This is a genomic window from Mycobacterium sp. NGS41, assembly GCF_059812725.1.
Genome location: NZ_JCALDF010000018.1, coordinates 73,697 through 94,868 on the forward strand (window position 1 = coordinate 73,697; position 21,172 = coordinate 94,868).

Below are 21,172 nucleotides of genomic sequence, written 5' to 3' on the forward strand. Positions count from 1 at the left end.
TCTGTGCGGCCACGGCCTGTCCGTGGCAGGAGGGTCGCCTGCGTCGGCAACCCCGCTAGGTTACCGGACCGCGGGGCACCCCCAAAATCCGTGCCAACGACGGTAGGGGGGGTCACTTCCTGGTCTGCAGGAATTCCGCGGCTCTGGCCCTGGTCGCCTCGTCGGCCTTTGCGAACGAGCCCGAATCGAACGGGGGCTGCGGGTCGTATTCGATGAGCAGCTGCGCGGCCTGCGCAGCCTGTCGATCGACCAGCAGCTCAACCAGCCGCAAGGCCATGTCGATGCCGCTCGACACACCCGCCGCGGTGATGATCCGCTGCGGTAGATGCTCGACTACCCGGTTGGGCACGTAGCGCGCACCCAATGTGTTGAGTAGTTCTGCCGCACCCCAGTGGGTGGTCGCGGTGAGTCCATCGAGCAGGCCCGCGGCCGCGAGGAGCAGCGAGCCGGTGCACACCGACGTGGTGAACGTGGTGTGCGGATGCACCGATTGCAGCCAGTTCCGGATGACTTCGTCGTGGATCAGTTGGCGGGTGCCGATACCGCCGGGGACGACCACGACGTCAGGTTCTCCGATTTCGTCGAACGTCGCGTCGCAGCTGACGCCGAGCATTGCGTTCTCCGTACGCATTTCACCGCGCCGGTGGCCGACGAACACCACATCCACCGCCGGAATGCGTTGCAGCACTTCGTAGGGGCCGATGGCGTCCAGCGCGGTGAATTGCGGGAACACTGGAATGGCGACCAGCATCAGGTGCTCCTGACACCGGCCGGGGTATCGCCTTCGGTCACTGCCTCGGTGGGGATCTCGGCGGTACCCACTGACCGGACCGATCGCCCGAGTCCCGCCGGCCGCAGCTCCTTCGGCAGCCAGCCGGGTGGAGCGTCGGGAGCGCGGTCGAACGGCCCACCCACCGGATCGTCCAGCCGTCCGTTCCACCGCACCAGATCCTCGTCGGGCCGGTAGATCTGCCGGATTATCAACGCACACAACGCCACAACGGCGATGTCGCGCAGCAGCACCGTCGTGGTGAACCACTGCTCGGGAAGCGAGCGGTTTGGGTTGCCGTAGAGGTAATACATTCGCGGTACCCACACCAGCGCGTCGATTGTCATCCACGCCAGCAGAATTCGGCGGTGCGGCAAGGCCAGCACCGCCAGCGGTACCAACCACAGCGAGAACTGCGGGCTCCACACCTTGTTGGTCAACAGGAACGCGGCCAGCGTCAAGAATGCCAACTGCGCCAGCCGTGGCCGCTGTGGCGCAGTGAGCGCGACATAAGCGATTGCCGCACAAGATACTACGAACAACACGGTGACCACCGCGTTCAGCATCGTGGGCGGCTCCCAAAAGCCCAGCTTCGGATCGAAACCCCGCCAGCCGGTGAACGATTTCACCACGTTGTACAGCGAGTCCATGTCGTCGCCGCGGCGGGTGTTGAGCCGGAAAAACTCCGACCAGCCGCGCGGAAACAGCACCAAGACCGGCAGATTCACCAACAGCCAGGTCACTGCCGCCGAGGCGGCCGTGCGGCCCACCGCCCGCAGGCGGCCGGTGCGGATTCCCAACAGCAACAGCGGGACCAAGAACAGCAGCGGATACAGCTTGGCCGCGGCACCCAGCCCGATCAACGCTCCGGCCAGCACCGGTTTGCGCCGCGCCCACGCGAGCAGTCCGCCCATCGCGAATGCCGTTGCCAGCGCGTCGAAGTTGGTGAATATCTGAAAGATCACCAATGGCGAAGCCGCCACCAGGGCCGCATCCCATATCCGGCGGCCGGCCAGACCCGAGGTTGCCCACACCGTCGCCAGCCAGGCCAGTGCCAACCCGAATGCCGCCACATCGAAGAACACCACCACTTCGGCGATCACCGGAACGGGGACGATCTTGCTGAGCGCGGTGTAGGTTTTGGCGACCGCCATCGACAGGTACTGATAGACGCCGGTCAGCACCGGATACTCCATGTAGCGCACCGCGGGCTTGCCGTCGTAACGGGTCTGAGGCGTGCCGCTGCCGTCGGTCTCGATCCAACTGGACTTGTACGGAAACTTGCCCTGGTTCAACAACTCCGCGCCATACAGCGGCACCGTATCGGAGTAGCACAGCTCGTAGTAGGCGCGTTGGTTGTCCCAAACGGCGACCCGTTGATCACCCGGTCCGGTGCCGGTGCTCTGCAGGCAGGCCGCCTTCGTCGACCAGCCCAGCGCCAGAAACACCAGCGCGATCGCGAACATCACCCGCAGCGGTGTCATCAGCCGGGTGCGGCCGATCAGCGCATGCCGACCGATAGGTCCGCCGGCGAGATCTGCAAACGCGGCGCCCAATGAGTCGGTGCGACTGGGGCAGTCGCGATTGTCGGCGCTGCGCCGATCCGCGGCCAACGGACGCGGCGAGATGATGGCGCTCTGCTGCTGAGCGCCGGTCACGGTGGCGGGAGTTCAGCGGACGGGGCGGGGGCTGGTCCCGGGGGCGGCGCAGGCGCGACGGTGATCGTGGTAGGCGGACCTACCGGGATGGTGATGCCCGGCGCCACTTCGACAGTCGGCTGGATGACCGTCTCCGATGGCGGCGGCGGCGCCGGCCGCGGGGGCGGAGCGGGCACACCCGCGTAGCCGCCGATTTCAGTGGGCTTGGGGAAGGTCTCGTTGGAGGTGCCCTTCAGCGCCCCGTCCATGGTCGACTTCCAGATATCCGACGGCAGGCCCGAGCCGTAAACCGCTCCGCCCGAGGCGGTTACCAGCGGTTGGTCGCCCTTGGCCGTGCCCACCCAGACAGCCGTGGACAGCGACGGTGTGTACCCGACCATCCACGCGTCCTTATTCGACTTGGTGTCGCCCAATTGCGTGGTGCCGGTCTTGGCCGCCGACGGCCTACCGCCGGCCAAGTTGTGGCCGCGGGAGTAGCCGGCGATCGGCTGCATGGCCGCGGTCACGTTGTCTGCCACCGCTTTGGGGATGCGCTGGTCGCCACTGTTATTGGTGTTGCTGGCGTCGAAAAGTACCTGGCCTTCCGCGTTGACGACCTTCTGCACGAGGTGCGGCCGGTGATAGCTGCCGGAGGCGGCCAGCGTGGCGTAGGCGGAGGCCATATCGATCACCCGGGTTTGGTACTGGCCCAACACGATTCCGTTGTTGGGCGGTCCGCCCTTGCCGTCCTCGGACAGGGTGTGCGCGACGCCGGGGAAGCTGGCCGCGATGCCCGCTTGATGCGCGGCGTCCGCGACGGCCTGCGGTCCGTTCTTGAGCTTCAGCATCAACCGGTAATAGGACGTGTTCAACGACTGCTTGAGCGCCTCGGCGATATTGCAGGTGCCGCAAGCCTCGCCGTCGACGTTGGTGATCTTGATGCCGTCAACGGTCAGCGGGGAGCTGTCGACCTGGTAGCCCAGACCGATGCCTTGTTCGAGCGCGGCAACAAGAGCGAACACCTTGAACGACGAGCCGGTCTGTAACCCGGCCTGAGCGAAGTCGAATCCGTTTGCGTCGGAACCGCCGTAGTAGGCGCTTATCGCGCCGTTGTGCGGGTCGATCGACACCACGGCTGCCCGCACCCCGGGATTCTGGCCGTCGAGGTATTTGGATACCGCCTTTTCCGCTGCCTGCTGAGCCTGCGGTTCGATCGTGGTGGTGACTTGCAGCCCCTGGGTGTTCAACGTCTGCTCGTCGATGTTGAACAGCTCCATCAGTTCCTTGGTGACCTGCCGCTCGATGAGGCCGTTGGGACCGGTGGTCTGGTTCGCCACGCGGGCCTGCTCGGGCGGAACGGTCGCCGGAAACACCTGTGCCGCTCGGTCACTCGGTGACAGGGCCTTGGTTTCCACCATGCCGTCGAGGACCCAGTTCCAGCGCGCATTGGCCCCCCTGGGATCGACCGCGGGATCCAGCGTCGAAGGGCGCCGAATCAGCGCCGCGAGCAGTGCCCCTTCGGAAACGGTGAGCTGCTCGACGGGCTTGCCGAAATAGGCCTTGGCGGCCGCAGAAATCCCATAGGCGCCGCGGCCGAAGTAGATGATGTTCAAATAGGCCTGCAGCACCTCGTCTTTGGACCACTCCCCCGACATCTTGGTGGCGATGACCAATTCCTTGGCCTTGCGCATCAGGCCGCTCCACCCGTGCTGTGCGGAACCGACCAACGCGTTCTTCACGTACTGCTGGGTGATCGTCGACCCACCCTGCAAACCACCGCTGCCGAAGAGGTTGTTGTTCACCGCCCGCGCGAAGCCGCTGAACGAAAAGCCCGGATTCGAGTAGAAATTGCGGTCCTCGGCGGCGATCACAGCCTGGCGCACATGCACCGGCACTTGGCTGATGTTGACGTCGACCCGATTGCCTTCGGGCGGAACGATTTTGGCGATCTCCGAGCCATCGCTGGCCAGGATCGTCGAGACCTGATTGGTGCGGATGTCGCCCGGCTTGGGAATGTCGACGATGAAGTAGGCCATGGCGAATGTGACGATCGGCAGCAGGAAAATGATCACCGCGGTCAGAACGAGTGCGCGTCGCACCCATCGCCAGTTGACCCGCCGACTCAGCTGCTGGAGCGAAGACAGGTTCATACCCGGTCGCTGGCCGTGCCCGGCGGGCCCTCTGGAAGGTCCGGAGGGGGGCGGCGGTCCGCCGGGTGGACGGCGTCCCGGCCGTCGCTGCCGCCCCGGCGCGTCCAGCGCTGCCTTGACCTCCTCGATCGGGTCACGCCGCGCGGGTGCCTCACGCTGCACGGGGGCATCGCGCTTAACGGGGGCGTCGCGGTGCAGGGGTTCCGACAACTGCCGCTTCTCCGACGCGGGGCGCTCCAGTGCGGCCTTGACCTCATCGAGGGGGTCGGCCCGGGCAGGTGAGCGGTCGTCGCGTACGGGCGGGATGATCGAGGTCAACCGGTCGTCGGGCGGAACCTCGCGGCGCTTGGCCGGCCGCGGAGCCGTGCCGGCGGGCGGGGCGTTTGTCTCGGGATCTGAATCCTTGCTCGCACGCTCAGTCGGTGGCACCTTCGGGTCGTCACTGGACGACTGATCCTGGCGCCCTTCGTTATTCACTGGCCGTGCGGGCGCCGTTGCGGGCCGTCCGCGTGCCTCGTGTCCCCCTCGGGGGAGGTGCCTGGCGCGCCGCGCCCAGGACATACGACTTGACCAGGTGATTCCAGCTGCAGGTTCGGCATACCTCCACCACGTGGACAGCAAACTCCGAGAAACGGGTTGCCAGCAAGACCAGTTCTTCGGCTGTGCGGGCCGAGCCGGAGACCGCACCCAGCTGGTCGCCGAACACCCACGACACCAGGGTGAGCTGCTCCTTCCGGCATATCGGGCACATCACCTGACTCGGTTTCCCGTGAAACTTTGCGGCCCGCAGCAGATAGGGGTTTGCGTCGCACACTTCGGAGACGCCGGTGCGGCCCGAATACACCTCAGCCAGCAGTGAGCGCCGCCGGAGCGTGTAGTCCACCACCTGTCGCTGCAGTCGCACGCTGACCAGAGTACGTCCCCCATGCCAACGCCGTTAGGCAGCCAACGCGGTTATCCGTCCCGTTTCCCGGCATCAACGGCGGTATTCGCTGATCACGATTGGCGCGCTACTTCTACGATCAACCCCGTGGCGAAATGGCTCGGGGCATCCCTTGGCAGCGGGGCCGTCGGAACCGTCAGGGCAACAGCGTCGACGCGAGCCAAAGACAGCGACCGGCAGGACACCTGCAAGATCCTCGACAACGCCCTCAACGACGGCGAACTCTCGATGGAAGAGCACCGGGAACGCATCGGCGCCGCGACCAACGCCGTCACACTGGGCGATCTGCAGACGCTGGTGGCCGATCTGCAGATCGACAACTTCCCAGTGCATTCCCCGGGCAACTTGCCTGCCGTCGCATCGCCCGCGAAGTCCATCCGGTGGCGCGTCATGGCCGTCGCCTTCGTCGGGTCGATCTTGCTGGGCATGCTGATCGGCTGGGGCCTCTACGGCAACACCGGCTCGCCGTTGGACTTCACCACCGATCCCGGGGCGAAGCCCGACGGGATCGCGCCATTGGTGCTGACTCCGCCGACCCAATTGCACTCGCTCGGGGGGCTCAGCGGCTTGATGGAGCAAACACGCAAGAGGTTCGGAGACACCATGGGCTACCGGATGGTGATCTACCCGACCTACGCCGTCTACGACCGCCCGGACCCTTCCGACGACCGACGTGTGCTGGCCTACGACTACCGCGGCGGCTGGGGCGACCCGTCTAGTTCCGCCAAGTCCGGCCTCGATGCGGCCGCGCCGGTTGACCTCGGCAAGTTCGACGTGACCAAGGCCGTCGGCATCATGCGCGGGGCCCCCGAGACGCTCCGCATCAAGCCCGGCGACGTCAAAAACACCTACCTGATCATCGAGCCCGCAAAGGACCCGCTCAAGCCTGACGCGTTGACGCTGTCGGTCTACGTGTCCAGCGATTACGGCAGCGGCTACATCAACTTCGCAGGTGACGGCACTATTAAGCGGTTGAACTTGCCGTCCTAGCGGCCACTTGGCGCCGCACCGGCGTCGATGTGACCAATGGCGCACCAACACCAGGTGGTGTTGTCGCAAATATATCGAAACGATACGATGACACGAGGCGTCGAGCCGCTAATTGGCCGACTACCGCGCCATGCCACTAGCCGAGCAAAGGAGGTGCATCGATGCTGGAGCTCGCCATCCTGGGTCTCCTCATCGAATCACCGATGCACGGCTACGAATTGCGCAAGCGGCTCACCGGTTTGCTCGGTGCATTCCGCGCCTTCTCCTACGGTTCGCTGTACCCCGCCCTGCGGCGGATGCAAGCCGACGGCCTGATCGCCGAGAATGCCGCACCGGCCGGCACCCCGGTCCGGCGCGCCCGGCGGGTCTATCAGCTAACTGACGAGGGCCGGCAACGCTTCACCGAGCTGGTGGCCGACACCGGTCCGCACAACTACACCGACGACGGCTTCGGGGTACACCTGGCCTTCTTCAACCGCACTCCCGCCGAGGCGCGGATGCGCATCCTGGAGGGTCGTCGACGTCAGGTCGAGGAACGCCGGGAGGGTCTGCGCGAAGCGGTAGCCCGGGCCAGCAGCTCGTTCGACCGGTATACCCGCCAGCTGCATCAACTCGGACTCGAGTCCAGCGAACGTGAAGTCAAGTGGCTCAATGAGCTCATCGCTGCGGAACGGGCCGCGCCCGGCCTCTCCGAGCAAACGTGAACCCCGCACCAAACGAACAGTCAAATCAATCCACGAGGCAGCAGGTTATGAAGTTAGGAGAACGCCCAATGAGTCAGCACCAGCCGTCGAGGCCGGAGGCAGCAGAGACGCAGACGGACGTACGGGTCGCCATAGTTGGCGTCGGTAACTGCGCGTCCTCGCTGGTCCAGGGCGTCGAGTACTACCAGAACGCTGACGAGGCGTCGTCGGTGCCCGGCCTGATGCACGTGCGGTTCGGCCCGTACCACGTCCGCGACGTCAAGTTCGTGGCGGCGTTCGACGTGGACGCCAAGAAGGTCGGCTTCGACCTTTCGGACGCGATTTTCGCGTCGGAGAACAACACCATCAAGATCGCCGATGTGGCGCCCACCAACGTGGTCGTCCAGCGCGGCCCGACCCTCGACGGCATCGGCAAGTACTACGCCGACACCATCGAGCTATCCGACGCCGAGTCCGTCGACGTGGTGCAGGTGCTCAAGGAGGCCAAGGTCGACGTGCTGGTGTCCTACCTGCCGGTGGGCTCCGAAGAGGCCGACAAGTTCTACGCGCAGTGCGCCATCGACGCCGGTGTGGCGTTCGTCAATGCGCTGCCGGTGTTCATCGCCTCGGACCCGGTGTGGGCCAAGAAGTTCGCCGACGCCGGGGTGCCGATCGTCGGTGACGACATCAAGAGCCAGGTCGGTGCGACCATCACCCACCGCGTGATGGCCAAGCTGTTCGAGGACCGCGGTGTGCAACTGGACCGCACCATGCAGCTCAACGTGGGCGGCAACATGGACTTCCTCAACATGCTCGAGCGCGAACGGCTGGAGTCCAAGAAGATCTCCAAGACCCAGGCCGTCACCTCCAACGTGCGACGCGAGTTCAAGGCCAAGGACGTGCACATCGGCCCGTCCGACCACGTCGGCTGGCTCGATGACCGCAAATGGGCCTATGTGCGGCTGGAAGGCCGTGCCTTCGGCGACGTGCCGCTGAACTTGGAGTACAAGCTCGAGGTGTGGGACTCGCCGAACTCGGCGGGCGTCATCATCGATGCGGTGCGGGCGGCCAAGATCGCCAAGGACCGCGGGATCGGCGGGCCGGTGATCCCGGCGTCGGCCTACCTGATGAAGAGCCCCCCGGAGCAGCTGCCCGACGACGTCGCGCGCGCTCAGCTCGAAGAGTTCATCATCGAGGCGTAGCCCGAACCTCAACCACACGAGCCACTTCAGCACCACCATCGGTGGCTCATGCGGTTACGGGAAGCGCTATCGCATGCGATAGCAGCTTCCCTGAATCCGACGGGCCCGCCGCCCGCCTGCCAGTAACACGCAGCAGCCGGCGCAGTGGTTCACCAGAAGAGCCAAAAATTTTGTCGGCGCCCATCGGCCTGGCAGATGCTGCCAGTACCACCTATAACCAGCGACTCTCTGTAGGCCACTAACCGCACTAGCGTCAGCGGGTATACATCCGCACCGACCAGCGTTTCCGGGGCTACAACTACTTCGGCGAGCACCCCGAGATCGCCATCGAATGGTTCGACACCCACATGAAGTAGCGGCCGCGGCAGCTGCACGTAATCTCAAGATCGTGACTGAGATCTCCGAAGACGAACTGGCCGGATTGTCCGAGTTCTCACTGTTGGCCGAGAACGCTGAGCAGGCGGGCGTTTCGGGTCCGCTGCCGGACGTAGAGCGGGTCGAGGCGGGCGCGGGCGAAGGCAGAATCAGCGCGCTGCGCTGGGGTATGCGGCCGCGGATCATCTTTCTGCATGGCGGCGGGCAGAACGCGCACACCTGGGACACCGTGATTGTCGGCCTCGGTGAGCCCGCGCTGGCGGTGGACCTTCCCGGCCACGGCCACTCCGCTTGGCGGGAAGACGGCAACTACTCCCCGCAGCTCAACGCCGCCGCGTTGGCGCCCGTGCTCCACGACCTCGCCTCGGACGCCGAACTCGTCGTCGGCATGTCATTGGGCGGTCTGACCGCGCTACGACTGGCCGCCCAAGCACCCGACCTGGTCGACGAACTCGTCCTCATCGACGTCACGCCGTCGGCGTTGCAGCGGCACGCCGAGCTGACCAAGGAGCAGCAAGGGACAGTGGCGCTGATGCACGGCGAGCGAGAGTTTCCCAGCTTCCAGGCCATGTTGGACCTGACCATCGCCGCGGCACCGCATCGCGAGGTCAAGGCGTTACGGCGCGGCGTGTTCCACAACTCTCGCCAGCTGGACAACGGCAACTGGACCTGGCGCTACGACGCCATTCGCGAATTTCCGGACTTCGCCGCGCTGTGGGACGACGTCGACGGTATGTCGGCACCCGTCACGTTGATCCGCGGCGGCTCGTCGGGCTTCGTCACCGACGATGATGCGGACGAACTCAGCAGACGCGCAAAGCATTTCCGCGGCGCGCACGTCGTCGAGAATTCCGGGCACTCGGTGCAAAGCGACCAGCCGCGCGCGCTGATCGAGCTGCTGCGCGGAGTCCTCGGCGGGCACTAGCCACCAGACATGAAAGACGACGACCGTCCCGGCAGGTCCATCGGGCGTCCGCGCGACTCCTCGATCGATGAGCGGGTGCTATCGGCGACGCGTGAACTGCTCATGGAAGTTGGCTGGGACGAGCTGAGTGTGCGCTTGGTCGCGGCGCGCGCCGGGGTGGGCCGGTCCAGCTTGAACCGTCGCTGGGCGTCCAAAGCGGAGTTGGTGTTGCATGCCATCTTGGGCGAAAGCCCCGATTTGTCACCGTTTTCCGGCACCGATGTCGGCGGCTGGATTGATTGGGTGGTACATGGGAGTCACCAGCTCTTCAGCAGGGCTGATGTGCGGACAGCGGTGCCGGGATTGCTGTTGGCCCTGCGTGAGAACAATGACCTGCGCAAGACCTTGTGGGCGGAGTTCAGCGGCCCAGCCGTAGAGCTTTTCGCCGATGACGTGCGGGCGACGTCGCCGGCCGAACGACGGCGTGCCGATCTCGACGCTCGGGCGACGCTGGCGATGGCGGCCGGAGCGGCGCTGTTCGTCACGACGATCGCCGTGGAGGACGACTCCGACGCGCTACGCAACCGGATCGCGCAATTGTTGCGGACGGCCATCGAGACCCGTGCGCAATGACTCGACGATTGCGGCTTTCGGGCAGCGCCAGCTGATTCCGAGCTCCTGCAGCGTCTTGCTGTCGTCGGTCGGCGTCGCCGCGGTAAGCAGCGCCGCCGCCTCGTAACTGAGCCCGTCGGCGAGCGGGAAGTACCGGCCGGCCACGTCGGCGAGTCGTCCACTGGACGTAACGCTTTTGCCGATAGTCGGACTCGCCGCACCGGGCGTCCCAAGCCCTCTTCGAGCGCGTCGATCATTTCATCGAACGTGAGCAGGTGGCCTCCGCAGACATAGCGGCGTGGGCCGCGGCCGGCCTCCATAATGCGCACGTGCACGTCGGCGACGTCGCGTACGTCGACCATCTGCATGCCGCCGCGGACCTTCGGCGCGACCGCCCAGCGAAGGATCGGTGCCCATCCGCGCTCGGTGACACCGGGGGCCGTGCCGAAGGCCGGGCCCACGACACTCGATGGATACGTCACCACAATCGGTGCGCCCGCCTCCTGCAATCGCCGCGCGACACGGTCCGCGTAACCCTTGGTCTTGGCGTATGAACTACGGCCGGAGGCGGTCGGCGAGTCTGGCGAGATGATTCCGTTGGGCGGCGGAAACAGGGCGCTATAGCTGCTCACCGACACCACCGGGTCAAGCCCGAGCTCGACCGCGCGGGTCAGAATCGTTTCCGTGGCAAAGGCGTTGATATCCCACATCGCCTGGGCTCGGCGTTCGTCGGTGCCGACAATGCCGGCGGCATGCAATACGGCGTCAGCGCCGCCCAGAAGTTCCTCGATCGTCGAGGCTGCGCGCACGTCACCGACGACGACGGTCACGTCGCCGAGCGTGCGGAACTTTTCGACGACAGCGGCGGGATCATTCGGTGCCACCAGCAGCCGGACCTGGTGACCGGCTTGAAGCAGTGCACGCACGGTATGCGCGCCTAGATAGCCGGTCCCGCCGGTGACGGCAATACGCACTTATGGCCTCCTCGCCCGGGTGGGCTCCCCATCGTGATATATTTCGATGCCAATGGTATCGAAACAAGCTTTCACGTCAATGCCGCTGGGTCCGCTGACCCTGAAGAACCGATTCGTCAAAGCCGCGACCTTCGAAGGTCTGATGCCGCGCGGCCAGGTCACCGATGCACTCATCGACTTCCACACCGAGGTGGCCCGCGGCGGAGCGGCCATGACGACCGTCGCCTACTGTGCAATCTCCCCCGGCGGCCGCGTCCATCGCGACACCGTCGTGCTGCACCGCGACCGCATACCACAGTTGCGGCGGCTCACTGACGCGGTGCATGCCGAGGGCGCCCTCGTCTGTGCGCAGATCGGGCATGCGGGCCTGGTTGCCAACACGGCGTCGAATCGGACGCCGACGCTTGCGCCCTCGACCCGGTTTAGTGCGCCCGCAATGGGATTGGTTCGCGCGGCCACTAGCCAACAACTCGACCAGGTCGTCGACGACTTCGGTGCAGCCGCCGGCCACGCGGTCGAAGCCGGCTTCGATGCGATCGAAATCCACATGGGCCACGGCTATTTGCTCAGCTCATTCTTCAGCCCGGGGTTAAACAGGCGATCCGATCGCTACGGCGGCAACACCGTTCGCCGCGCCGAACTGGCCCGCCGCGTCGCCGAACGGGTCCGGCTCACGGTCGGCCAGTCGGTCGCGGTCACCGCGAAGTTCAACATGGACGACGGCGTACGCGGCGGCTTCTGGCTGACCGACAGTCTGCCCACCGCGCGACTATTGGAGTCCGACGGACACCTCGACGCGTTGCAGCTCACCGGCGGAAGCTCGCTGCAAAACCCGATGTACTACTTCCGCGGGGACGTCCCGCTTGACGAATTCATCGCCTCCCAGCCGCGTGCGGTCGGCCTGGGGCTCCGGGTCATCGGGCGACGGCTGTTCCGCGCCTACCCTTTTGAAGAGGCTTTCTTCTTGCCGCTTGCCCGTCAGTTTCGAGCGGCGCTATCCATGCCGCTGATGCTGCTCGGCGGGATCAACCGGCTCGACACGGTTGAGAACGCCCTCGCCGATGGCTTCGAGTTCGTGGCCATGGCTCGCGCGCTGCTGCGAGACCCTAACCTGGTCAACCGTTTTCGCCAGAACATCGCCGCCGAAGGCCTCTGCATCCATTGCATGAAGTGCATGCCCACGGTCTACAGCGGAACGCATTGCGTCGTCCGCGAATCCACAACCCCGCTGCCCATCGGTTGACCTGATCGGGGCCGCGCCGGCCGCCGCCTCGGCGCGGCTACGGTGGTCACATGACCCCCGCCTTTCCCGTTCGTATCGGCGTGCAACTGCAGCCTCAGCACGCCCCGCACTACAGCAGCATGCGTGACGCCGTCCGCCGCTGCGAAGACATCGGCGTCGACATCGCCTTCACCTGGGATCACTTCTTCCCGCTCTACGGCGATCCCGACGGTCCGCACTTCGAATGCTGGACCGTGCTGGCGGCCTGGGCCGAGCAGACGTCGCGCATCGAGATCGGTGCCCTGGTGACGTGCAACTCCTACCGCAATCCGGAGCTGCTGGCCGACATGGCCCGCACCGTCGACCACATTTCCGACGGCCGGCTGATCCTGGGAATCGGGTCGGGCTGGAAGGAAAGGGATTACGAAGAGTACGGCTACGAGTTCGGCACGGCCGGCAGCCGCCTGGACGACCTGGCGGCCGCGCTGCCCCGGATCAAGTCGCGACTGACGAAGCTCAACCCGCTGCCCACCCGCGACATTCCGGTGCTGATCGGCGGCAAAGGCCCACGCAAGACGCTGCGTCTGGTCGCCGAACACGGCGACATATGGCACGGCTTCACCACCGTGGAGACCTATCCGGCGGCGGCGGCGGTGCTGGACGAACACTGTGCGGCCGTCGGGCGAGACCCGGGCACCATCGAGCGGTCCGCCGGGGTGGAGAACGACACCGGCGTCTCCCGCGGCGAAGGCACCAGCGCGCTGATCGCCAACGCCGAGGGACTCACCGCGCTCGGCGTGACACTGCTGACCGTCGGCTGCAACGGCCCGGACTACGACCTCACCGCTGCCGAAGCGCTGTGCCGGTGGCGCGACCGCCGCTGAGCATCGCAATTTGCTTCGGCTTCATCTGCCAAACACCTGAACGTGCGCGCCAAGTCGTGAGAAACTTGCCGCGCTGATCTACGGGTTTTGAAAGAGGCCACCAGAAACCCATGCCGAAGAAATACGGAGTCAAAGAAAAGGACCAGGTTGTTTCGCACATCCTGAACCTGGTGCTTACCGGCAAATTGCGCAGCGGCGACCGAGTCGACCGCAATGAGATCGCGCACGGCCTCGGAGTCAGTCGGGTCCCGATTCAAGAGGCGCTGGTCCAACTCGAGCACGATGGCATTGTTTCGACCCGCTACCACCGGGGCGCGTTCGTCGAGCGATTCGACGAAGCCACCGTCTTGGAGCATCACGAGCTCGACGGACTGCTCAACGGCATCGCCTCGGCCCGCGCGGCCACCAATCCCACGCCGCGGATCCTCGGGCAGCTCGACGCACTCATGCGGGCGCTGCGCTCGGCGAAGGAATCGCGGGCGTTCACCGAAGTCGCCCGGGAGTACCGGCGCACCATCAACGACGAATACGCCGGACCAAGGCTGCACGCCACCATCCGGGCCTCACAAAACCTCATCCCCCGGGTGTTCTGGATGACCTACCAGGTCAACCGCGATGACATGTTGCCGTTCTACGAAGACGAGAACGCCGCGATTCACCGCCATGACCCGGAAGCCGCGCGGGCTGCCTGCGTCGGCCGCTCCCATCTGATGGCGCAGACGATGCTGACCGAATTGTGCCGGCGCCGGGTGTTCGCCGCACCTGAGGCTTCCGATATCGAGATCCCCGGACCGCTGCGGGTGCTCGCGGGAGCCGACTCGGCGCGCGGCGCGCCATCGATTGCACTCTGAACGATTCGAACTGGGCGCCGGTCGATACGGTGGCGGTGATGAGTTTGTGTGTGAGTCTGCGCGCCGATCGCGGTGCGAAGCTGCTTTCAAAGCTCCTGGTACAGGCCGCCACGGTCTTAATGGTGTGCGGCCTGACCTCGGCGGCGCTGGCCGCGCCCGCGAGGGCTGACCGCAACCAGTGCGCACCACCGGGGCTGGAAAGCGCGACGACCTTGCCGAAAGACCTGACCGAGAACCCGGCGATGGCCCAAGACGACCCGAACACGACCCCTACGGTCGAGCCGCTGAGCTCGGTGAACGTCGCTGCCCTGGGGCTCGGCACGCCCGGCGTGCTTACCGTCGGCACGCTGTCGGACGCCCCGCCTAACACCTGCATCAATCCCACCGGACGTTTCAGCGGGTTCGACAATCAGCTGTTGCGTGCCATCGCCAAGAAGCTGGGTTTGCAGGTCCGCTTCGTCGGCACCGATTTTGCGGGACTGCTCGCCCAGGTGGCGTCCCGGCGGTTCGACGTGGGTTCGGCATCGGTCAAGGCCACCGAGGCGCGGCGTCGCACGGTCGCATTCACCAACGGCTACGACTTCGGCTACTACGCGCTGGTGGTGCCCCCGGGTTCGCCGATCAAGAAGTTCAGCGATCTGGCCGAGGGCCAGCGCATCGGCGTCGTGCAGGGCACGGTCGAGGAGTCGTACGTCGTCGACACCCTGCAACTGCAGCCGGTGAAGTATCCCGACTTCAACACGGTGTATGCCAGCCTCAAAGCCCGCCAGCTCGACGCGTGGGTGGCACCGTCCCTGCAGGCACAGACCGTGATGCGGCCGGGCGATCCGGCGGAGATCGTCGCTAACACCTTCAGCCCGGGTTCCTTCGTCGCCTATGCGGTCGCCAAAGACAACCAGCCGCTGGTCGACGCCCTGAACTCCGGGCTGGACGCGGTGATCGCGGACGGCACCTGGATGCATCTGTACACCGAGTGGATCCCCCGGTCCCTGCCACCGGGCTGGAAGCCCGGGTCCCGAGCCGCACCCGGCCCGATCCTGCCGGATTTCGCCAAGATCGCCGCCAGCCACCACCGCAAGCCGGTAGGCCCCACCCCACCGAAGTCCACCCTGACCCTGCTGCGCGAATCCTTCCTCGACTGGAGCATGTACCGGCAAGCTATCCCCACCCTGCTAACCACTGGGCTGCCGAATACGTTGATCCTGACCGGCAGCGCCAGCGTCATCGGGCTGGCTCTCGGAATGGCGCTGGCGATGGCGGGAATATCCAACTCGCGCTGGCTGCGCTGGCCGGCGCGGGCATACACCGACGTCTTCCGCGGTCTCCCGGAAGTGGTGATCATTCTGATCATCGGGCTGGGCGTCGGACCGATAGTGGGCGGGCTGACCAACAACGATCCCTACCCGCTGGGCATTGCGGCGTTGGGGTTGATGGCCGCCGCCTACGTCGGCGAAATTCTGCGGTCAGGCATCCAGAGCGTGGACGCCGGCCAGCTGGAGGCCTCCCGCGCGCTCGGGTTCAGTTACCCGGCCGCGATGCGGCTGGTGGTGGTTCCGCAGGGTATCCGGCGGGTGTTGCCGGCACTGGTCAACCAGTTCATCGCGCTGTTGAAGGCGTCGGCGCTGGTGTACTTCCTGGGTTTGGTCGCCCAGCAGCGCGAGCTGTTTCAGGTCGGCCGCGACTTGAACGCGCAGACCGGCAACTTGTCGCCACTGGTGGCTGCCGGAGTCTTCTATCTGCTGTTGACTGTTCCGTTGACGCATTTGGTGAACTACATCGACGCCCGGCTGCGCCGCGGCCGTACCGCGGTTGAGCCAGAAGAGACTCCCGACATGCTCAAGTCCACCTTCGGTCAGGAAATGACATGACCGAAGAGGCAGAACTGGGCCGGACGTCAGTATCCTTGGCAGCCAAGGGTATTCACCAAACCCTGAACGAAACCGTGGTGCTGCGCGGCGTAGATATCGAAGCCGAGGCGGGCAGCACGGTGGCCGTCGTCGGACCGTCCGGTTCGGGCAAGTCGACGCTGCTGCGCACCCTGAACCGCTTGCACGAGCCCGACAGCGGGGACATCCTGCTCGACGGCCGCTCGGTATTGCGCGACGACCCCGACAAATTGCGTCAGCGCATCGGCATGGTGTTTCAGCATTTCAACCTGTTCCCCCATCGCAGCGTGCTGGACAACGTCGCGCTGGCGCCGCGCAAGTTGCGGCGACTGTCCGCCGACGCCTCCCGCGAGCTGGCCCTGAAGCAACTGGACCGCGTCGGCCTGAAGCACAAGGCCAGTGCCCGCCCCGGGATGCTCTCCGGCGGGCAACAACAACGGGTCGCGATCGCGCGGGCGCTGGCCATGGCCCCGCAGGTGATGTTCTTCGACGAGGCGACCTCGGCGCTGGATCCCGAGCTGGTCAAGGGAATTCTGCAGCTCATTGGCGACCTCGGCGCTGAGGGTATGACGATGATTGTCGTCACCCATGAAATGGGATTCGCCAGGTCGACATCAGACACCGTCGTTTTCATGGACCACGGCAAAGTCGTGGAATCCGGGCCGCCCGAGCAAATATTCGAGGCCGCACAAACCGAGCGCCTACAGCGGTTCCTTTCCCAAGTACTTTGACGATCTAAGACTGGGCCCCGATAGCTACCCTCTACGTGCGGCATAGCAGGTTAGACTCCCGACTTATGGCGGACAGCGAACCCACCGCGCCCGAGTTAACGGAGCTGGCGGAAGGGCTGCATCGGGCGTTGTCCAAGCTCTTTTCGCTGCTGCGTCGCGGTGATCCAAACGGGGCCGCGGCCGGTGAGTTGACGCTGGCGCAGCTGTCGATTCTGGTCACGTTGCTCGACCAGGGGCCCATCCGGATGACCGACCTGGCCGCGCACGAACGGGTACGGACGCCCACCACCACCGTCGCGATCCGCCGACTGGAAAAGATCGGGCTGGTAAAGCGCACTCGCGACCCCTCTGACCTGCGAGCGGTGCTGGTCGACATCACCCCGCGGGGACGCGCCGTTCATGGTGAGTCGCTGGCCAACCGGCGCGCCGCCCTGGCCGCGATGCTCGGTCAGCTGCCCGCTTCCGACCTCAACACCCTGTTGAAGGCCCTCAAGCCGCTGGAGCGCCTGGCGTCCGGCGAACCGGCGGCCAGCGCTGCGGGCGACTCACCCGCCCGCAAGCAGGCCTGAAGATATGAATCTCAACAGCATTGACTAGGGGTTTCGCCGACCGCCCGTAACCTGGAGCGATGCCCACTGCACTGATCACGGGGGCCGGCGGTGGCATCGGATCCGCTATCGCCGACGCACTGGCGCCGACGCACACCTTGCTGTTGGCCGGCCGGCCCTCCGACCGGCTTGATGCGGTCGCGGAGCGGCTCGACGCCACCACCTTCCCGCTGGACCTGACCGACGCCGACGCGATCGCGGCCAGCTGCGAAATCGTGGACGAGCTCGACGTGCTGGTGCACAATGCCGCGGTGTCCATCCCCGGCGAGGTGGCCGAGTCGAGCGTCGAGGAGTGGCGCGCCACCTTCGACGTCAATGTCTTTGGGGCGGTTGCCCTGACCCTTGCACTGTTACCAGCACTGCGACGCGCGCGTGGTCAGGTGGTATTGATCAACTCCGGGGCGGGGCTTCGAGTTTCGCCCGGCATGGCCGCCTATTCGGCAAGCAAATACGCGTTACGTGCGTTCGCCGACTCGTTGCGCCAAGACGAGCCCGAACTGCGCGTGACCACCGTGTACCCGGGTCGCACCGACACCGATATGCAGCGGGAAATCATCGCGTTCGAGGGCGGCGACTACGACCCTTCCAAGTTCTTGCGGCCCGAGACCGTCGCGGCAGCCGTCGCCACCGCGGTCACTACACCCCGCGATGCCCAACTCCACGAGGTTGTGATCCGCCCGGGCCGAACCTAGCGGGCCCTCGCTGGGGTTTAAACGACCAAATTGACCAGCCGGCCCGGAACGACGATCACCTTGCGGGGGCTGGCGCCCGCCAAGAAGGCCTGCACCTTGTCGTCGGCCAGGGCGGTAGCTTTCAGGGTTTCTTCGTCGGCATCGGCGGCCACCACCACCCGGCCGCGCACCTTGCCGTTCACCTGCACCGGATATTCGACGGTGTCGTCGACCAGATATGCCGGATCGAACTGGGGGAACGGACCATGCGCCAGCGACGTGGTGTGCCCCAGCCGCAGCCACAGCTCCTCTGCCAGGTGCGGGGCCAGCGGCGCCAGCATCAGCACCAGCGGCTCGACCGCCGCCCGAGGCACCGAGTCACGATGCTCTTTGGTGAGGTGGTTGGTGTACTCGATCAGCTTGGCTGCCGCGGTGTTATTACGCAGTGCCGCATAGTCTTCCGAGACTCCGGCAATGGTGCGATGCAATGCTCGCATGGTGTCGGCAGCCAGCTCGCCGTCGACAACCGTCGTTTCGCCGGTGATCTCGTCGACCACCAATCGCCAAACCCGCTGCAGAAAGCGATGCGCGCCAACAACGTCCTTGGTGGCCCACGGGCGAGCGGCCTCCAGCGGACCCATCGACATCTCGTACACCCGCAGCGTGTCGGCGCCGTACCCGTCGCAGATCTCGTCGGGCGATATCGAATTCTTCAGGCTCTTACCGATTTTCCCGAACTCCTGAAAGGCCTCGACCTCACCGTCGGGTCCCGGGTAGACGAATCCGCCGTCGCGCTCGATCACTTGGTCTGCGGGCACATACGATCCCCGCGCGTCGGTGTAGGCGAATGCCTGAATCATGCCCTGGTTGACCAACCTGCGATAAGGCTCCCAAGAACTGACCTGCCCGAGGTCGTAGAGGACCTTGTGCCAAAACCGCGAATACAGCAGGTGCAGGACCCCGTGCTCGGCTCCCCCGACGTACAAGTCGACGCCGCCAGGGTCGTCGGGGCCGTGCTCGGCCGGACGCGGCCCCATCCAGTAAGCTTCGTTTTCCTTGGCGCAGAAGCGATCTGGATTGTGCGGATCGGTGTAGCGCAGTTCGTACCACGAGCTGCCGGCCCAATTCGGCATGACGTTGGTGTCGCGGGTGTAGGGCTTCAGACCGTCGCCGAGATCCAGCTCCACGTGCACCCATTCGGCTGCCTTGGCCAGCGGCGGCGACGGCTCGCTGTCGGCATCGTCGGGATCGAACAACACCGGCGAATAGTCCGGCACATCGGGCAGCTCGACCGGCAGTGCGGCCTCGTCTAGGGCATGCGGGCGTCCGTCGCTGTCGTAGACGATGGGAAACGGTTCGCCCCAATACCGCTGCCTGGCGAAAAGCCAGTCGCGCAGTTTGAATTCGACGCGGGCCCGGCCGCGTCCTTCAGATTCCAGACGCTCGGTTATGGCCTTTTTGGCGTCCGCCACGTTCATGCCGTCGAGATAGCCGGAGTTCACCAGCGTGCCGTCGCCGGTGTGCGCGGCTTCCGAAATGTCGCCACCGGCAATGACTTCGACAATCGGTAGACCGAATTCTCGGGCAAAGTCCCAGTCCCGCTGGTCGTGGCCGGGAACTGCCATGATCGCGCCGGTGCCGTAGCCGACCAGCACGTAATCGGCGATGAAGATCGGAACGGGTTTGTCGTTGGCCGGGTTGATCGCCTGTGTGCCCAGGAAGACGCCGGTCTTCTCCCTGCTCTCCTGACGCTCCAGTTCCGACTTGCCGCCGATCGCGTGGCGATAGGCGGCGACGGCCTCAGCCGGTGTGGCGGCACCGTACGTCCAACGCGGGTCGGTCCCATCCGGCCAGGCGCCGGCCACCAGGTCGTCGATCAGTTCATGTTCAGGCGCCAACACCAGGTACGTGGCGCCGAACAGGGTGTCGGGCCGGGTGGTGAACACGTCGATGTCAAGCGCTTGACCCTTGCTGCCGGTCGCCGAGAACAGGGCCGCGGCGCCGGCGGAGCGGCCGATCCAGTTGCGCTGCATGGTTTTTATCTGCTCGGGCCAGTCGAGCACGTCCAGGTCGTCCAGTAGCCGGTCGGCATAGGCCGTGATACGCATCATCCACTGCCGCAACCGCTTCCGGAATACCGGGAAGTTGCCGCGTTCACTGCGGCCGTCGGCGGTGACCTCTTCGTTGGCCAGCACGGTGCCCAGTCCGGGACACCAGTTCACCATCGAGTCCGCTCGGTACACGAGCCGGCAGTTGTCGACGACGTCGGCCCGCTCCCCCGCCGACAGCTTTGTCCAATCTCTACCATCTTCCAGACTGCGTGCACCGGAATCGAATTCGGAGATCAGCTGTGAGATGGGCCGGGCCTTATTGGCCGCGACGTCAAACCAGGCATTGTAGATCTGCAGAAAGATCCACTGGGTCCACTTGTAGAACTCGACATCGGTGGTCGAGAAACTCCGTCGACTGTCATGACCGAACCCCAACCGGCCCAGCTGACGCCGGAAGTTCACGACATTGGCTTCCGTCCTGGCCCGCGGGTGGGTGCCGGTTTGCACGGCGTATTGCTCGGCGGGTAGTCCGAAAGAGTCGAAACCCAAGGCGTGCAGCACATTACGGCCCCGCATCCGGAAGTAGCGGGCGTAGACGTCGGTCGCGATGTATCCCAGCGGGTGCCCGACGTGCAATCCATCGCCCGACGGGTAGGGAAACATGTCCTGGACGAACAGCTTGTCCTCCGGCACGGCGCTGCCGTCCGCCGGAGCCAGCGAGCCCACCGGGTTTGGCACATTGAACGTCCCGAGCTCAGCCCACTTCTGCTGCCATGCGCTTTCGATGCGGCCCGCCAGCTCCGCGGCGTAGCGGTAGCGCGGCGCATCTGGGTCCGGGGCAGCGGTGCCTGCGCTGCTCCCGGGCGCAGCGATCGGGGATTCGGTCACGTCAACAGGGTAGATGGCGCTGTTGGCGGACCCGCCGGCCACAGGATGGTATCGGTTGCGTAGCGCACCGATCAGAGCTTCATCCCAGCTCTATTTCGGGCCTATTCACCCTGTTGACCACTGGTTACAGTCGGCCTCAAC

Annotated in this window: 17 protein-coding genes and 1 pseudogene; 12 read left to right on the plus strand and 6 right to left on the minus strand. The window is 65.6% G+C overall.

Features of this window, described 5'->3' with window-relative positions:
* Positions 1-112 precede the first annotated feature (112 nt).
* From AC5Y21_RS17035 to AC5Y21_RS17050, 4 genes are all read right to left on the minus strand, one after another.
* On the minus strand, positions 113-751 hold the full coding sequence (locus tag AC5Y21_RS17035) for a DJ-1/PfpI family protein (RefSeq protein WP_499913923.1): 639 nt from the start codon (positions 749-751) through the stop codon (positions 113-115).
* The gene (locus AC5Y21_RS17040; RefSeq protein ID WP_499913924.1) at positions 751-2,427 is read right to left on the minus strand and encodes a glycosyltransferase family 87 protein; all 1,677 of its coding nucleotides are present in this window, start codon (positions 2,425-2,427) and stop codon (positions 751-753) included. Before AC5Y21_RS17040 ends, AC5Y21_RS17035 begins: the two co-directional genes overlap by 1 nt.
* The gene (locus AC5Y21_RS17045) at positions 2,424-4,874 is read right to left on the minus strand and encodes a transglycosylase domain-containing protein (protein ID WP_499913954.1); all 2,451 of its coding nucleotides are present in this window, start codon (positions 4,872-4,874) and stop codon (positions 2,424-2,426) included. Before AC5Y21_RS17045 ends, AC5Y21_RS17040 begins: the two co-directional genes overlap by 4 nt.
* A 151-nt stretch (positions 4,875-5,025) precedes the next feature.
* Positions 5,026-5,460 (minus strand): DUF5318 family protein, encoded by a 435-nt coding sequence (locus AC5Y21_RS17050; protein ID WP_499913925.1) that lies wholly within the window; start codon positions 5,458-5,460, stop codon positions 5,026-5,028.
* A gap of 126 nt (positions 5,461-5,586) precedes the next feature.
* On the opposite strand from AC5Y21_RS17050, the gene AC5Y21_RS17055 reads away from it, so the two are divergent.
* The 5 genes from AC5Y21_RS17055 to AC5Y21_RS17075 all read left to right on the plus strand — a co-directional run bounded on the left by AC5Y21_RS17055 (position 5,587) and on the right by AC5Y21_RS17075 (position 10,286).
* Complete coding sequence (locus AC5Y21_RS17055; protein ID WP_499913926.1) at positions 5,587-6,489, plus strand: DUF1707 SHOCT-like domain-containing protein; 903 nt, start codon at positions 5,587-5,589, stop codon at positions 6,487-6,489.
* Positions 6,490-6,650: 161 nt separating this feature from the next.
* Positions 6,651-7,193 carry a PadR family transcriptional regulator gene (locus AC5Y21_RS17060; protein WP_499913927.1) on the plus strand — a complete coding sequence of 181 codons (543 nt, stop codon included), beginning with the start codon at positions 6,651-6,653 and terminating at the stop codon, positions 7,191-7,193.
* A gap of 68 nt (positions 7,194-7,261) precedes the next feature.
* A complete protein-coding gene (locus AC5Y21_RS17065; RefSeq protein WP_499913928.1) occupies positions 7,262-8,374 on the plus strand; it encodes an inositol-3-phosphate synthase in 1,113 nt (370 codons plus the stop codon).
* Positions 8,375-8,762: 388 nt separating this feature from the next.
* Positions 8,763-9,674 carry an Rv0045c family esterase gene (locus AC5Y21_RS17070; RefSeq protein ID WP_499913930.1) on the plus strand — a complete coding sequence of 304 codons (912 nt, stop codon included), beginning with the start codon at positions 8,763-8,765 and terminating at the stop codon, positions 9,672-9,674.
* Positions 9,675-9,683: 9 nt separating this feature from the next.
* Positions 9,684-10,286, plus strand: a complete 603-nt coding sequence (locus tag AC5Y21_RS17075; protein ID WP_499913931.1) for a TetR/AcrR family transcriptional regulator — start codon at positions 9,684-9,686, stop codon at positions 10,284-10,286.
* Here AC5Y21_RS17075 and AC5Y21_RS17080 read toward each other — a convergent pair.
* Positions 10,230-11,239 (minus strand): annotated as a pseudogene (locus AC5Y21_RS17080) (NAD-dependent epimerase/dehydratase family protein). The gene AC5Y21_RS17075 and the pseudogene AC5Y21_RS17080 overlap by 57 nt on opposite strands.
* A 52-nt stretch (positions 11,240-11,291) precedes the next feature.
* On the opposite strand from AC5Y21_RS17080, the gene AC5Y21_RS17085 reads away from it, so the two are divergent.
* The 7 genes from AC5Y21_RS17085 (at position 11,292) to AC5Y21_RS17115 (ending at position 18,113) form a co-directional block, all read left to right on the plus strand.
* On the plus strand, positions 11,292-12,482 hold the full coding sequence (locus tag AC5Y21_RS17085) for an NADH:flavin oxidoreductase (RefSeq protein WP_499913956.1): 1,191 nt from the start codon (positions 11,292-11,294) through the stop codon (positions 12,480-12,482).
* Between the two features lie 50 nt (positions 12,483-12,532).
* Complete coding sequence (locus tag AC5Y21_RS17090; protein WP_499913934.1) at positions 12,533-13,345, plus strand: LLM class F420-dependent oxidoreductase; 813 nt, start codon at positions 12,533-12,535, stop codon at positions 13,343-13,345.
* A gap of 110 nt (positions 13,346-13,455) precedes the next feature.
* The gene (locus AC5Y21_RS17095) at positions 13,456-14,196 is read left to right on the plus strand and encodes a GntR family transcriptional regulator (protein ID WP_499913935.1); all 741 of its coding nucleotides are present in this window, start codon (positions 13,456-13,458) and stop codon (positions 14,194-14,196) included.
* A 38-nt stretch (positions 14,197-14,234) separates the two neighbouring features.
* A complete protein-coding gene (locus tag AC5Y21_RS17100) occupies positions 14,235-16,064 on the plus strand; it encodes an ABC transporter substrate-binding protein/permease (RefSeq protein ID WP_499913936.1) in 1,830 nt (609 codons plus the stop codon).
* Positions 16,061-16,813, plus strand: coding sequence for an amino acid ABC transporter ATP-binding protein (locus AC5Y21_RS17105; RefSeq protein WP_499913937.1), 753 nt, complete (start codon positions 16,061-16,063; stop codon positions 16,811-16,813). The genes AC5Y21_RS17100 and AC5Y21_RS17105 overlap by 4 nt, the downstream gene beginning before the upstream one ends.
* A 65-nt stretch (positions 16,814-16,878) precedes the next feature.
* Positions 16,879-17,382 (plus strand): MarR family winged helix-turn-helix transcriptional regulator, encoded by a 504-nt coding sequence (locus AC5Y21_RS17110; RefSeq protein ID WP_499913938.1) that lies wholly within the window; start codon positions 16,879-16,881, stop codon positions 17,380-17,382.
* 59 nt (positions 17,383-17,441) lie between these two features.
* On the plus strand, positions 17,442-18,113 hold the full coding sequence (locus tag AC5Y21_RS17115) for an SDR family oxidoreductase (protein ID WP_499913939.1): 672 nt from the start codon (positions 17,442-17,444) through the stop codon (positions 18,111-18,113).
* A 17-nt stretch (positions 18,114-18,130) separates the two neighbouring features.
* On the opposite strand, the gene leuS is transcribed toward AC5Y21_RS17115, so the two are convergent.
* Positions 18,131-21,031, minus strand: coding sequence for a leucine--tRNA ligase (gene leuS, locus AC5Y21_RS17120; RefSeq protein WP_499913940.1), 2,901 nt, complete (start codon positions 21,029-21,031; stop codon positions 18,131-18,133).
* Positions 21,032-21,172: the final 141 nt, after the last annotated feature.